Here is a 13,151-nt window from a genome sequence, read left to right on the forward strand (position 1 = left end):
TGTGTCAGTCGAAATTCCCCTGCGCGTCCTCCCAGACGTGCTTCGAAGGAGGAGCCCCGTGCATCTCGGACGCAAGGCCATGCTGGCCGCCATCCCGACCCTCGCGGTCGCCGCGACCCCGCTGCTGGTCGGCTCGGGCAGCGCTGCTGCCGGTACCCCCGCCCCGGCGCCCGCGCACACCTCGGCCGTCATCCCGGGCATCCCGCGCACGCTCTACGTGACCACGGCCGACAACCGGGTCGAGGTCGCGCCGCTGCTCTACCCGGGCCGCTACCTCGTGCAGCTGCGCACGCGCGACACCAAGCCCAGCCGCCTGCAGGTCGTGCAGCCGCTGACCCCGGCCTACACCAAGACCCGCTTCGTGCTCGACTGGGCGCGCTACGAGGCCGACGTCAAGGCCGGCCAGACCGCCGCAGCGCAGGCCGAGCTCGACAACCTCAACCGGCAGGTGCGCTTCCTGGGCGGCACCTCCGTCGCCCCGGGCGGCCTCGGCGCGTTCGGCGACTACTTCTCGCGCGGCGACTACTGGTTCTTCGAGGACCGCTACGAGGGTCCGACCCACGCCAACCGCATCGTCACGATGAAGGTCAAGGGCGGCGTCGCGTCGGTCAACCACTTCGCTGCGCCCGCGGCGACGCTCGCCTACCGCGGCGAGGCCCTGACGCTCACCCAGACGACGCTGCCGCGCAACGGCTGGCTGATGTCGTCCAACGTGGCGGGCGGCACCCGTGGCTGGACCGTCTGGAAGCTGCCGACGACCGGCATGTCCGAGGCAGCGGTGGCCGAGTGCATCGGCGCTCCCGCTCCCGCGGCGACACCCACGCCGACGCCGACCCACACGACCACGCCGACGCCCACCCCCACGCCGACGCCGACCCCGACGCCGACCCCCACCCCGACGCCGACGCCGACCCCCACCACGACGGCAACGGCCCACGCCGCGGCGGTGGCTGCCGACGTGACGCCGACGCCGACCCCCACCCCGACGCCGACCCCCACGCCGACGCCGACGCCGACGCCGACCCCCACCCCGACCCCGACGGTGACGCCCACCCCGACGCCTGCCGGCCCGGGCAACTGCGAGCCGCAGTTCGTCTCGGCCACGGGCCTCGACAGCGTCGGAGTCGGTACGCCGTTCTACTTCTCGCTGACCGCCGGTGACTACGTCGTCGCCGACAACCGCAGCGACAAGGCCGGCTCCTCGCCGGTGCTCCGCGGCCTCTACGCCCGGTTCACCGTCAAGTAGCTCGACCAGCTCGTCCACAGCAGGGACGGTGCCGCCTCGGCACCGGCCCTCGCTGCGCCTAGACTTCGGGCGTGGCGGGCCGGATTCGTGACGAGGACGTGGCCCTCGTCAAGGAGCGCGTCAACATCGCCGACGTGATCGGCGAGCGGGTCACCCTCCGCAACGCGGGCGGGGGCAACTTCAAGGGGCTCTGCCCCTTCCACGACGAGAAGACGCCCTCGATGTCGGTGCGGCCGAGCCTCGGCACGTTCCACTGCTTCGGCTGCGGCGTCGGCGGCGACGTCATCTCCTTCGTCACGCAGCTCGACTCGCTCTCGTTCGCCGAGGCGGTCGAGCAGCTCGCCGGCCGGGTGGGCATCGCGCTGCGCTACACCGACGGCGAGACGGCCGACCCCCGCCTCGCCGGCCAGCGCAGCCGCCTGATGGAGGCCAACAAGGCCGCCGCCGAGTTCTACGCCGAGCGGCTGCTGCTGGCCGACGCGCTGCCCGGGCGCCGGTTCCTCTCCGAGCGCGGCTTCGACCGTGCGGCGGCAGAGATGTTCGGGGTCGGCTTCGCGCCGCGCGACGGCGAGGCGCTGGTGCGGCACCTGCGCGGCCGCGGCGCGCGCGACGACGACCTGGTCGCCGCCGGCCTGGCCGGCACCGGGTCGCGCGGCCTCTACGACCGCTTCCGCGGCCGGCTGCTCTGGCCGATCCGCGACTCCGCCGGGGCCGTGCTGGGCTTCGGCGCGCGACGCATCTTCGACGACGACCGCATCGAGGCGAAGTACCTCAACACCTCCGAGACGCCGGTCTACAAGAAGTCCTCGGTGCTCTACGGCCTCGACCTCGCCCGCCGCGAGATCGCCAAGCGCTCGCAGGCCGTCGTCGTCGAGGGCTACACCGACGTCATGGCCGCGCACCTGTCGGGGGTGCCGACCGCGGTGGCCACCTGCGGCACCGCCTTCGGCGAGGACCACGCCCGGGTGCTGCGCCGGCTGCTGCTCGTCGACAACGAGCTGCGCGGCGAGGTCGTGTTCACCTTCGACGGCGACGAGGCCGGCCGGCGCGCCGCGCTCAAGGCGTTCGAGCTCGAGGAGAGCTTCGCGACCCAGACCTTCGTGGCCGTCGAGCCCGACGGGCTCGACCCGTGCGACGTCCGCCTCCGCAAGGGCCCGGAGGCCGTGCGCGAGCTGGTCAGCCGCCGCGTACCCCTCTTCGAGTTCGCGATCCGCTCCGCGGTCGCGCGCTACGACGTCGACAGCGCCGAGGGCCGCACCGCCGCGGCGCGCGCCGGCATGGAGGTCGTGCGCCAGATCCGCACCGTCGCGCTGCGCACCGAGTACGCCCGGCGCCTCGCCGGCCTCATCGGCCTGAGCAACCCCGACGAGCTCGTCGCCCGCGCGGGCGGCACGCTGGGCAACGCCCGGCGCCACGTCGCCGCTCCTGCACCGGGCGGCGGCCCGACCGTGTTCGTGCAGCGCGAGGCGCTCAAGCTGCTGCTGCAGTCGCCGCAGGCCGTCGGCAGCGTGCTCGACGGGCTCGACCTCGACGCCTTCGACGACCCTGCCTACGCCGCGGTGGCCGCTGCGGTCTCGACCGCCCGCGCGGGCGGGGCGCCGGCCGGCGGGCCGGTCTGGGTCTCGGCGGTCACGGAGGCCGCCGGCGACGACGAGACGGTGCGCGGTCTGGTCGCCGCGCTGGCCGTCGAGGCGCCGTTCGCCGACGCGACGCAGCTGGCGCGCTACGCGACCGAGGTGTTCGCCAAGCTGGAGATGTACGCGGTGGAGCGTTCGCTCGCCGACGTCTTCCGCCGCATGCAGCAGCTGGAGTCCTCGGGCGACACCGCCCGCCTGCCCGAGGTGTCGAGCGAGTACCTCCGGCTGGAGACGCGGCGCAGGACGCTGCGTGAGCGGTCGATGGGCGAAGCGTGACCTCGATGGTCCACTTGTGCAGTTGTGGCCGTGTCGTGACCTGACGGCGCGCCCATTTCCCCTCCGCCGCGAGCGGCCCGGTAGCAGACTGAGTCCGTGCCGATGAGCGCGCAGCGCAGCGCCCACCCCCAGGAGCCCGCCCCTGTCGTGCCGGCAGTGGTAGCCCCCCGCGAGCCCAGCGACGGCGAGGAGCTCGTCGCCCTCGCCGACATCGAGGTCCCGAACTCGCCCGCCGAGCTCGAGGCGCTGGTCGGTGCCGACGTCGTCGACGACTCCGACGTCACGATCCCCGCGCAGCTCGACGCCACGACCGGCAGCGTCACCGACCTCGTGCGGCTCTACCTGCGCGAGATCGGCCGGGTCAAGCTGCTGACGGCCGAGGACGAGGTCAGCCTCGCCCGCTCGATCGAGGCGGGCCTGTTCGCCGAGGAGCGGCTCTCCCAGGGCGTAGACGACGTGGTGCTGCGCATCGACCTGCAGACCGTCGCCCGCGAGGGCCGGCGCGCCAAGGACCACCTCGTGGCGGCGAACCTGCGCCTGGTCGTGTCGGTGGCCAAGCGCTACGCCGGCCGCGGCCTCCCGTTGCTCGACCTGATCCAGGAGGGCAACCTCGGGCTGATCCGCGCGGTCGAGAAGTTCGACTACGCCCGCGGCTACAAGTTCTCGACCTACGCCTCGTGGTGGATCCGCCAGTCGGTCAGCCGCGCACTGGCCGACCAGGGACGCACGATCCGCGTCCCGGTCCACATGGCCGAGAACATCAACCGCGTCCTGCGCGCCCAGCGCACCCTCGCCCAGGACCTCGGCCGCGAGCCGACGCCGGAGGAGATCGGCGAGCACGTGCAGATCGCCGCGGAGCGGGTGGTGGAGGCGCTGCGTACGGCTGTGGAGCCCGTCTCTCTGCACCTCGCCGTCGGCGAGGACGGCGGCTCGGAGCTCGGCGACCTCATCGAGGACTCGGAGGCGGCGGCGCCCATCGACTCGGTGTGCGCGCAGTTGCTCACCGACCACCTCGAGCAGGTGCTGCAGAAGCTGGGGGAGCGCGAGCGCCAGGTGGTGCGGCTGCGCTACGGGCTCGCCGACGGCGAGGTCCACACCCTGGAGGAGGTCGGCCGGCAGTTCGGCGTGACCCGAGAGCGGGTGCGCCAGATCGAGGCCAAGACGCTGGCAAAGCTGCGCCAGCCGGCCTACGCGGTGCAGCTGCGCGACTACCTCTGAGCGGAGTTCACGCGGCCTTCGTGTGCGAGCTGCGCAGGCGCCGCTGCGACGCGTCGACCTGGCCCGTGAGCAGCGTCAGCACGGCCGCCTCGATCTGACCGTGGGTGGCGGGCTCGCCGAAGACCGCCTCCTCGCCGAGCCGCTCGAGCGCCGGCGCGACCGTGACGCCGTCGTCGAACAGGTCGATGACGCGCGGGTCGATGTAGGACTTGCGGCACACCGCGGGAGTGTTGCCGAGGTAGGTGCTCACCTCCGTCACCCCCCGCGAGACCGCTCGCTTGCGCGCCGACGGGCTCGCCGCCGCGTTCGACGACACCGCGAGCGCCACGGCCATCAGGACGGTGGCGTGCCAGGTGCGGAAGTCCTTGGCGCTCACCTCGCAGCCGGTGACCTGCTTGACGTAGTCGTTGATGTCGACGGACTTCACGTCGCACCACTCGCCGGCGCCGTCGTCGGTGCGGAAGGCCAGCAGCTCGGGGTTCGCGTCGTCGCGGTCCAGCAGCTCCTGCACGACGGCGAGCACGTCGTCGTCGACGATCGACTGCACCCGGTGCTTGGAGCTCTTGGCGGTGTACTCGAACACCACCTCGCGACCGGTGACCGTGACGTGCTCGCGGCGCATGGTGGCGAGGCCGTAGGTGCCGTTCTCCTCGGCGTACTCCTCGCTGCCGACCCGGAAGAACCCGAGGTCGAGCAGCCGGAAGGCGCAGGCGAGCGCGCGCGCGCGGCTCATGGAGGTGCCCGACAGGTCGGCGGCGACGCGGTCGCGCGCCTCGGGCAGGCTCTGGGCGAAGGTGAGCACCCGGTCGTGCTTCGCGCGGTCGCGCTCGATGCGCCACTGCTCGTGGTAGCGGTACTGCCGGCGGCCGGCTGCGTCGGTGCCGAGAGCCTGGATGTGGCCGTTGGGCCACGGGCAGATCCACACGTCCTTCCACGCCGGCGGCAGGACGAGCGCGTCGAGGCGGGCCTTGACCGCGGGGTCGATGATCTTGGACCCGTCGGGGCCGTAGTAGGCCCACCCCTTGCCGGCGCGCCGCCGCCGGATGCCTGGCTTCGAGCAGTCGGCGCGCCGGAGTCGGGGCATCAGGACCTAGGCCTCGCGGACGTGCATGGCGAGCTCCTCGGGAGACGCGTCGGTCTCGCCGTGGAGGTAGGCAGAGGCGACCTCGTCGTCCTCGTCGTCGGAGTGAGCGCCCTCGTCGGGCTGGACCAGCCGCCCGGCGTAGACGTCGCCGGCCTCGAGGGTGTCGGGGTCGCCCGACTCGTCGACGTAGCCCTCGGCCTCGCGGGGCCGGTCGTCGCGCGGGTCGGCGATCGTGTCGGGCACCTCGCGGGCGACCTTCTGGTCGAGCGACTCGCCCTCGATCTCCTCCTCCACGGTCGTGCCCACGGCGTCGACGCCGATGTAGCGGTCGCCGGGGAGCGCGGGCTCCTCCGGGTCGACCAGGCGCTCGCGCTCGGGGTAGGCGTCGTCGACGACGTCGGGGAAGGCCGCGTCGTTGGCCCAGTTCTCAGGGTTCGGGATGCTCACGTGCGGGTCAGAGCCCCATTCGGTCGTTGGTGCCGGTCGGCCCGGTGCCGGTGCCGACGTGGTCGTTGAGGTCGACGACGAAGACGCTGTCGTCGGCCGCGCCGGTGGGCATCGTGCTCGGGGACGTGCTGCTGCCGGACATGCTGCCCGACGAGTCGTCGCCGCCCGAGCGGCGCTCCTCGATCTTGTCGTGGACCCGGGTCTTGGCCGTGTCGGCCAGGCCGGCAGCCTGCGACTTCGCCGTCTCGGCGAGGTCGGCGGCCTGGTGCTTGGCCATGTCGGTGGTCTGCTGCACCTTCGGGTTGCTCATCAGCGTGCGACCGGCGCTGGCGATCTGCTCGTAGCGCTCGCGGCCCGCTCGCGCACCGACGACGTAGCCGGCGGCGAAGCCGGCGAGGAACGTCATCCTTCGCATCATGGGCGTCTCCCTGGCTCGGGTCCGGCCTCGGTGACCGTCCTGTTCCCAGGAGGCATCCCCGCCGCCGGTGCCCGTGACACCTGGCGCCGCGCGCGACTGCCATGCGCTAGTCTGAGTGCCGCGCTGCGGGAGTCTCGGAGCGCTGATCCCGCATAGCTCAATTGGCAGAGCAGCCGGCTGTTAACCGGCAGGTTTTTGGTTCGAGTCCAAATGCGGGAGCCTCCTGCGGCTCACCGGCCGCCCTGCGGCGGCACGCTCACGGCCCGCTCGAACTCCGCCAGGATCCCGCGCCGCTCGAGCTCGAACAGCACCCCGTAGGCGTCGGCGCCCATCGCGTCGAGCTCCTCGTCGCTCGCCAGCCCCCGCCGTGCGGCGAACGAGCACGCGGCCCACGCGTGGAAGGCCAGCGGCGGCAAGGCGGCGTGCGCCTGCACGAACAGCTCGGTCATCTCCGCGTCGTGCTGAGGTGCCTGCATGGGCGCTGCGACGGCGAGCCGGCGCTCGAGGGTGAGCAGCTGCTGTCGGGTCTCGTCGGTGTGGGCCATGCTCGAGCATGCCCCGCCGCGCGGCCACCCGTGCCGTCGTTCACAGGAACGTTACGAGCCGGGTACGTCGGGGTCGCACGCCGCGCCCGTGGGAGCATTGCCCGGCTCCGGGGCGGTAGCTCAGCCGGTCAGAGCAGGGGACTCATAATCCCTCGGTCGTGGGTTCGAGCCCCACCCGCCCCACTGGCTCACATCCCCGACGTCGGGGGATCGAGGAGCTGGCTGCGAAGGAGTGGACCGTGTCCCATGACCCTGTACAGGCGTGGGCTTCGGTCGAAGCCTGGCTGGGCGCTCATGCACCACGAAGCGCGGGCGTGCTGAGTCCTCCTGCCGATCCGGCATCCATCGCTCACGCGGAGGGCGTGACCGGCGTGCCGTGGCCTGACGCCTTGAAGACGCTGCTGCTCGCGCACGACGGCGTGGACGATCCGTACGACGACGCGTCTGGCATCTTCTTCGGCGCTCCACTGTTGAGCGTGCAGGGAATCCTCATTGCCCTGGAGCAGTTGGTGGTCGTCGCGGGGGTCATGGACGACTTCGGCATCCCGGCAGCGATGGACCCAGCGGCTGGAGGACCTGTCGGTCACTACGTCCCCTGGCTGCTGCCCTTCGCTGGGCTGGAGGGCTCCTTCTGGGTGCTCGACCTTCGGCCGGGGGAACAGTCCGGCTGTGTCTGCTACTACTCGCCTGTGGAGCAGTTGGTAGCTCCTGCAGCAGCCGCGAGCCGCGTCGAGTTCACCGCGCAGTTGGCCCTGTGCCTGAGCACGTCGGCACCCTGGAACGGCGTCCTGCGCCCCTTCGTGACCGATGGAGCGCTGGACTGGGCGGAGCTCGACGCGGCGGAGGTCGTCGACCTCAGGTGACGTCCGCTGCCACCTGCCGCATCGTCACGGCGTGACCGTGATGCCGTCGACGGCGAAGGCGGCGTACCTGCCGACGGCGGTGGTGCGCAGGGTCAGCACGTGGCGGCCGCGGCGCAGCGTACGGCTGGTCCACAGCTCCTCGCCGGTGCTCGAGTACGCCGCGTGCGCCACCGCTCGCCCGACCTGCTTGCCGTCGACGAGGACGACGGCTGCGCCGCTGCGCGGTCCGCGGCTGCCCAGGACGCTGACCCGCGTGCCGGTGAAGGCGACGCTCGCCGCGCGCCCGACCGACGACGTGGTGGTCAGCGTGCCGCGCCACGCGTGGCTGGCGCGGAGCCGGCTCCAGCCGCGTGACACGCGCAGCGCCCGGTCGTCGAGCGGGGCCAGGTAGGGGCCGGAGGTGCGCGGCAGCGTCAGGTTGCCGAACTCGTCGGCCCCGCGGGCGCGAACCACGTAGGCGTGGCCGGGGGTCACGACGACCGGCTCGAAGGTGCTCCATCGGCCGTCGGGCGTCCCGGCGACCGCCGTCCACGGCCCCCGCCTCCTGGTGCGCGGGTCGAGCACCGCGTAGTCCAGGGTGCCGACGTCGGACGCGCAGAGCACCGTGCAGGAGACGTACTGCGGCCGGAACTGGCCGTCGGGCGCCTGGGCGCCGAGGTCGCGCAGCGAGACGTCCACCGGCGCGTCGACCGCCTGCACCGGCAGCAGGACCGGTGTGCCGGCGACGCCGCTGACCGTCGCGGTGAGGACGTAGGTGTAGGTGCCGCCCGGCTGGACGCTCGCGTCCGTGGCGGAGCTCCCGCTGACAGCGACCGGAGTGCCAGCACCGGTGCCGAAGGGGCCGTCGGTGCGGGCGACGGTGACGGTCGCGTCGGCCGGGGCGTTCCAGGACAGCGAGATGCGACCGCTGCTGGTGCTGACACCCGCCCCGGTCACCTGCGGCCCGGTGGGAGCGGAGGGGACCGCGGCGACCAGTGAGCCGGTGAGCCGCGCAGGCAGAGCGAGGGCCACGGCCGCGGCTCCGTCGACAGGCGCGCGCCACACCGTCCCTGTGCGCTGCACCTGCTGGCCGGAGTCGCGGCTCTCGACGAGCACCGCACTGCCGTCCGGTGCCCATACGGGTGCCTCCAGGTCAGGGGCGGGCGGCACGGGGAGCACATGGGCGCCTGCGCCGTCGGCGCCGCCGACGACCAGCTCGCTCAGGGAGCTCGTGACCTTGCCGGCGGCGTCCCGCTGCTCGACCGAGCGCAGCCACGCCAGCCTGGACCCGTCGGGCGAGAACGCTGGCTGCCGGACGGCTCCGGTCGCGAGCGGGTCGGACAGCAGCGCAGGAGAGCCCGACGCCGGGAGCGGCACGAGCCCGCCGCCGGAGTCCAGCCACGTCGGACGCACGGCCACCACGTGGGCCGGGTCGCGCGGGTCCACGGTGGGCTGTCCGGTCGGTCCGCTGCCGACGAGCGGAGCGGCGCTGGGAGGCGCCAGCCCTAGGACGGTGATCGCATCGGGGGCGGAGTCCGCGCCCACGTCCTCCGTGGCTGCCAGCAGGCTGGACGGTCCCGACCAGGTGAGGTCCGACGGCGCCCCCCGGCCGTCCGCGTCGGTCCGCGCGACGATGCTCACCGGGCCGCCGCGTACGCCTTGCACGTGGACCTCGGCGAGGGCGTCCCCGGCGGTGAGGTAGGCGAGCCTGGTGCGGTCGGGCGACAGCTCGACCGCCCTGCGCGTCGCGCCGGTCGGGTCGACGGCCGACGCGAGCAGCGTGCGACGGCTGCCGTCCGCCGACACCTGCCAGACCTCTCCGCCCACCGATGTCACGACGAGGTCCTCGAGCGTCGGAGCCTCGTCGGCCGCGGCGACCGGTGCGCACAGCGGCAGCAGGGTCGTGGCGGCCAGCGCGCCCGCCAGCAGCCGCCGCATCATCAGGCACCGGCCGAGGCGTACAGGGCGGTCTGCAACGAGGTGCCGGTCGGGCCGTAGGTCACGCAGACTCCCGAGTCGATGGCGAACGCCGACGTCGAGACGACGGTGGAGAAGGTCCCCGCCCGGCTGGTCCGGACCCGCCGGAGCACCCCGCCGGGACCCTCGATGTCGCCGCAGGTCAGCGCTCGGACCTGCAGGACGATGCCGGCTGCCGGCCGCCGCCCGACTCGCGCGGTCCCGGTGACGCGCAGCGTGTTCTTCCGCACGAGCCGAGCCCGGGCAGTGAGCAGGAGCGGTGCGCGTCCGGTGACCCGCAGCGCGGGCGGCTGCGCCGTGCCCACGTCGCTGAGGCGGACCCACCCGGTGCCACTGGGGAACCCCTGGGCGCGGGTGTCGATCGTCCCGGCGATGAGCGACCGGACCAGCCAGGTGCCGGCGTCCTGGGCCGACACGGGGAAGGTGCCCGACCACGTGCCGTCCTGCGCCGTGCCGCCGGTCAGCCGCAGGACGACCGTGCGCGCGGCGCGGCCGCCCGAGGCACCGCCGAACGGCTGCTCGACCCTGACGCACGGGCAGGAGGTCGAGCGCTCCTCGTCGGTCGAGGCCGGGTGCCGCTGCACGCCCGCCGGGTCGACGAGGTGGACGGAGACGGGCACCAGGCGTACGCGGGCGCCGGTGAGCGAGACCCGCGCGCTCCCGAGCGCGACGCTAGAGACGGTCGTCGCCGGACCGGGTCCGGGCGTCAGCGCCCGGGCCTGCGCGACGCCCACGAGGGCGAGGGGTACGGCGAGGGCGAGGCCGAGCCCCGCGCGACGGAGGTGTGTCACGCCCTAGGGAGCACCTGCGACCACTGCCTGGTTCAGGTGCAGGGGCGAGATGTCACGCTTTCGGGCCCTCCCCGGACCCACTCCGCGCGACTACCCTTCGCAGCGTGGACGCGCCGCGCCGCGAGACCGACACCTCGGGACTCGTCAGCGTGCCGAGCGCGCGAGAGATGTTCCGTTCGCTGGGCGTGCTCTACGTCGTCGGGGGACTGGTCGCGCTCGTCTGGCTGACGCTCCCGCACGGCTCCGACGAGGGCAACGCGGTCATCACCGGCACCGCCGTCCTGGCGGTCACCCTGGGCGCGGTGCTGGCCGTCGGTCTGCTCGACCGGGCGCCGCGCTGGGTCCTGCACGCGGTGCTGGCCGTCGTCCAGGTGCTGATCGCGGCCGGCTACGTCGCGAGCGACGATGCGACCGGCGACCTGCGGTGGTTCTGGGTCTGGGCCACGCCGTACGCCGCGTTCTTCTTCTCGCGCCGCGCGGCCGCAGCGCACACCGCCTGGGTGGCGGTGCTCAACGCGGTGTCGCTCGCGCTGCTGCCCGTCTCTGCGGGCCGGGCGCTGGCCCTGTGGCTGTTCAGCACCGCCACGGTCACCGTCACGGCGATGCTGGTGGGCTGGTCGGCGCACATCGTCCGCACCAGCGAGGGCCGGCTGCGCGACCTGGCCCTCCACGACCCGCTCACCGGGCTGGCCAACCGCCGGCTCTACGCGATGCGCGCGGAGGAGGCGCTCGCCGCGCGCGACCGGTGCGGCGGCTCGGTGGTGGTGACGCTGCTCGACCTCGACGACTTCAAGCTGGTGAACGACACCTACGGCCACGAGACGGGCGACGAGCTGCTCGCCGCGCTGGCCCGGCGCATGCAGGCCGCCCTCCAGCCCGGAGAGGTCGCCGTGCGCCTCGGAGGCGACGAGTTCGCCGTCATCAGCAGGTGCGCCGACGGCGACCCGGACGTCGGGGCGTTCGCCCAGCGGCTCTCGAGCGCCTGGCGCTCGGCCTTCGAGCTGCCCGACGGCGAGGTCTGGGTCTCGGGGAGCATGGGGATCTCGTGCACCTGCGACGCCGGGTCGAGCGCCACTGCGCTGCTCCGGGAGGCCGACGCCGCGATGTACCGCGCCAAGAGCCTCGGCGGGGGAGTCCACGTCGTCTACGACGAGCTGATGCGCGCCGGCGCGCACTACCGCATGGGTCTCGACGCGGCGCTGCGCAAGGGCCTCGACGACCGCCAGCTCCGGCTCTACTACCAGCCGGTGGTCGACGTGGCCGAGCGGCGCTGGCGCGGCGCCGAGGCGCTGCTGCGCTGGCAGCACCCGGAGCTCGGCCTGCTCGAGCCCTCGACCTTCGTCCCGCTGGCGGAGGAGACCCGGCTGGTGGTGCCGATCGGCGACTGGGTGCTGCGCGAGGCGCTCTTCCAGCTCCTCGACTGGCGGCGGGCCGGCGTGGTGCCGGAGACCTTCGTCATGTCGGTGAACGTCTCGCCCCGCCAGCTGCGCTCGGACTTCCCGGCGCAGGTGCGCTCAGCGCTCTCGGACGTGGGGCTGCCGGGCACGTGCCTCGCCTTCGAGCTCACGGAGAACGTGCTGCTCGCCGACTCGGCGCAGACCAGCAAGGTGCTGGGCGACCTGCGCGCGCTCGGCATCGCCCTGCACCTCGACGACTTCGGCACGGGCTGGACCTCGCTGGCCTCGCTCGAGCGCGTGCCCGTAGACGCCATCAAGGTCGACCGCGGCGTCGTCGGCTCCGCGGCCGGCTCGGAGCACGCGGCCGCTGCGATCTCGGCCATCTGCGCGATGGCCGAGACGCTGCGGGTGCCCGTGGTGGCCGAGGGCGTCGAGACCGAGTCGCAGCTCGCGCTGCTCGTGCGCAACCGGTGCAGGTACGCGCAGGGCCGGCTGTTCGCCGCGCCCGCGCCGGGCGACGAGACCGAGCAGGTCCTGGCGCTCGCACCTCCGGCGCCCGCGACGCTGGAGCTGCGGCGCAGCACGCTGGACCTACGACGCCCGGCCCAGCGCAGCGACAGCGGCCCGGCTCAGCGCAACGAGAGCAGCTGACCGGCGACGCCCGGGGCGAGCAGCAGGGCAGCCATGAGCGTGACGGGCAGCAGGCGTACGCCCGAACGGATCGTCCTCATGCGGGCGGATCGGTCGGCCCGGCCGCCCGCTTGAGCGCCGGCGCCCGTGCTCACCCGTCCGGCTCAACCGCTCAGAGCGGCGCCTTCACGGCGAGCACGGGGCACGAGGCCTCGAGCAGGAGGCGCTGGGCGGTGCTGCCCATGACGAGCTTGGCCACGGCCGAGCGGCGTCGCAGGCCGATGACGAGCAGCTCGATGCCCGCTTCCTCCGAGGCGCTCAGCAGCGCGTCGGCCGGGTTGGCGTCGGGGAGCTGGCGCACCGTCACCGAGACGCCCTCCTCCTCGATGGCCGCGACGACCGAGTCGATGTCCTTCTCGTCGGCGAAGGTGCCCGCGGCGAAGTTGCCGCCGGTCGCGGTGTTGACGAGCAGCAGGCCGGTGGAGCGCAGCTTGGCCTCGCTCACCGCCGTGCTCAGCGCCGCGTTCCCGGCGTCGGTCGGGACGTAGCCGACGAGGATGGTCATCCGTGCTCTCCTTCGGTGGGGTTGCTCGGGCGCCATTCAAGGCCACTTCGCACCGCGTGCACAATCGAGGCGCGCGAC

Annotated in this window: 12 protein-coding genes and 2 tRNA genes; 7 read left to right on the forward strand and 7 right to left on the reverse strand. The window is 73.6% G+C overall.

What is annotated here, in order from left to right; all coding sequences use genetic code 11:
* Window positions 1-58: 58 nt before the first annotated feature.
* The 3 genes from CLV35_RS20085 (at window position 59) to CLV35_RS11955 (ending at window position 4,377) form a co-directional block, all read left to right on the forward strand.
* Window positions 59-1,246 (forward strand): hypothetical protein, encoded by a 1,188-nt coding sequence (locus CLV35_RS20085; RefSeq protein ID WP_183061943.1) that lies wholly within the window; start codon window positions 59-61, stop codon window positions 1,244-1,246.
* 71 nt (window positions 1,247-1,317) lie between these two features.
* Window positions 1,318-3,159, forward strand: a complete 1,842-nt coding sequence (dnaG, locus tag CLV35_RS11950) for a DNA primase (protein WP_121193714.1) — start codon at window positions 1,318-1,320, stop codon at window positions 3,157-3,159.
* Between the two features lie 102 nt (window positions 3,160-3,261).
* Window positions 3,262-4,377, forward strand: a complete 1,116-nt coding sequence (locus tag CLV35_RS11955; RefSeq protein WP_121193715.1) for an RNA polymerase sigma factor — start codon at window positions 3,262-3,264, stop codon at window positions 4,375-4,377.
* Between the two features lie 7 nt (window positions 4,378-4,384).
* On the opposite strand, the gene CLV35_RS11960 is transcribed toward CLV35_RS11955, so the two are convergent.
* The 3 genes from CLV35_RS11960 to CLV35_RS20090 are packed head-to-tail and all read right to left on the reverse strand — an operon-like array spanning window position 4,385 to window position 6,314.
* Window positions 4,385-5,461: a DNA topoisomerase IB gene (locus CLV35_RS11960; RefSeq protein ID WP_121193716.1), complete on the reverse strand. Its 1,077-nt coding sequence runs from the start codon at window positions 5,459-5,461 to the stop codon at window positions 4,385-4,387.
* Window positions 5,462-5,467: 6 nt separating this feature from the next.
* Complete coding sequence (locus CLV35_RS11965) at window positions 5,468-5,908, reverse strand: DUF5709 domain-containing protein (protein WP_121193717.1); 441 nt, start codon at window positions 5,906-5,908, stop codon at window positions 5,468-5,470.
* Between the two features lie 7 nt (window positions 5,909-5,915).
* The gene (locus CLV35_RS20090; RefSeq protein WP_183061944.1) at window positions 5,916-6,314 is read right to left on the reverse strand and encodes a YtxH domain-containing protein; all 399 of its coding nucleotides are present in this window, start codon (window positions 6,312-6,314) and stop codon (window positions 5,916-5,918) included.
* A 158-nt stretch (window positions 6,315-6,472) separates the two neighbouring features.
* On the opposite strand from CLV35_RS20090, the gene CLV35_RS11975 reads away from it, so the two are divergent.
* Window positions 6,473-6,545: transfer RNA gene (locus tag CLV35_RS11975), tRNA-Asn, on the forward strand.
* Between the two features lie 11 nt (window positions 6,546-6,556).
* On the opposite strand, the gene CLV35_RS19735 is transcribed toward CLV35_RS11975, so the two are convergent.
* Window positions 6,557-6,871: a hypothetical protein gene (locus CLV35_RS19735; protein WP_147431952.1), complete on the reverse strand. Its 315-nt coding sequence runs from the start codon at window positions 6,869-6,871 to the stop codon at window positions 6,557-6,559.
* Between the two features lie 109 nt (window positions 6,872-6,980).
* Here CLV35_RS19735 and CLV35_RS11980 point away from each other — a divergent pair.
* Both CLV35_RS11980 and CLV35_RS11985 read left to right on the forward strand, forming a co-directional pair.
* A tRNA-Ile gene (locus CLV35_RS11980) sits at window positions 6,981-7,054 on the forward strand.
* A gap of 56 nt (window positions 7,055-7,110) precedes the next feature.
* Entirely contained in the window at window positions 7,111-7,734 is a 624-nt protein-coding gene (locus tag CLV35_RS11985; protein ID WP_147431953.1) for an SMI1/KNR4 family protein, read from the forward strand.
* Window positions 7,735-7,758: 24 nt separating this feature from the next.
* Here CLV35_RS11985 and CLV35_RS11990 read toward each other — a convergent pair whose 3' ends face one another.
* Both CLV35_RS11990 and CLV35_RS11995 read right to left on the reverse strand, forming a co-directional pair.
* Window positions 7,759-9,651, reverse strand: a complete 1,893-nt coding sequence (locus CLV35_RS11990) for a PD40 domain-containing protein (RefSeq protein WP_183061945.1) — start codon at window positions 9,649-9,651, stop codon at window positions 7,759-7,761.
* A gap of 2 nt (window positions 9,652-9,653) precedes the next feature.
* Entirely contained in the window at window positions 9,654-10,481 is an 828-nt protein-coding gene (locus CLV35_RS11995) for a hypothetical protein (protein WP_121193720.1), read from the reverse strand.
* A gap of 104 nt (window positions 10,482-10,585) precedes the next feature.
* Here CLV35_RS11995 and CLV35_RS12000 point away from each other — a divergent pair, with 104 nt between their 5' ends.
* Window positions 10,586-12,529 carry a putative bifunctional diguanylate cyclase/phosphodiesterase gene (locus CLV35_RS12000; protein WP_121193721.1) on the forward strand — a complete coding sequence of 648 codons (1,944 nt, stop codon included), beginning with the start codon at window positions 10,586-10,588 and terminating at the stop codon, window positions 12,527-12,529.
* Window positions 12,530-12,680: 151 nt separating this feature from the next.
* On the opposite strand, the gene CLV35_RS12005 is transcribed toward CLV35_RS12000, so the two are convergent.
* Window positions 12,681-13,073 carry a universal stress protein gene (locus tag CLV35_RS12005; RefSeq protein ID WP_121193722.1) on the reverse strand — a complete coding sequence of 131 codons (393 nt, stop codon included), beginning with the start codon at window positions 13,071-13,073 and terminating at the stop codon, window positions 12,681-12,683.
* Window positions 13,074-13,151: the final 78 nt, after the last annotated feature.

The organism is Motilibacter peucedani (assembly GCF_003634695.1).
Lineage (GTDB): Bacteria > Actinomycetota > Actinomycetes > Motilibacterales > Motilibacteraceae > Motilibacter > Motilibacter peucedani.

Excerpts from the sequence above, each read along its gene's own strand:
- CLV35_RS12005 (WP_121193722.1), bottom strand. The coding sequence starts at position 13,073 with ATGACCATCCTCGTCGGCTACGTCCCGACCGACGCCGGGAACGCGGCG.
- CLV35_RS11955 (WP_121193715.1), top strand. The coding sequence starts at position 3,262 with ATGAGCGCGCAGCGCAGCGCCCACCCCCAGGAGCCCGCCCCTGTCGTG.
- CLV35_RS19735 (WP_147431952.1), bottom strand. The coding sequence starts at position 6,871 with ATGGCCCACACCGACGAGACCCGACAGCAGCTGCTCACCCTCGAGCGC.
- CLV35_RS11990 (WP_183061945.1), bottom strand. The coding sequence starts at position 9,651 with ATGCGGCGGCTGCTGGCGGGCGCGCTGGCCGCCACGACCCTGCTGCCG.
- CLV35_RS11960 (WP_121193716.1), bottom strand. The coding sequence starts at position 5,461 with ATGCCCCGACTCCGGCGCGCCGACTGCTCGAAGCCAGGCATCCGGCGG.
- CLV35_RS20090 (WP_183061944.1), bottom strand. The coding sequence starts at position 6,314 with ATGACGTTCCTCGCCGGCTTCGCCGCCGGCTACGTCGTCGGTGCGCGA.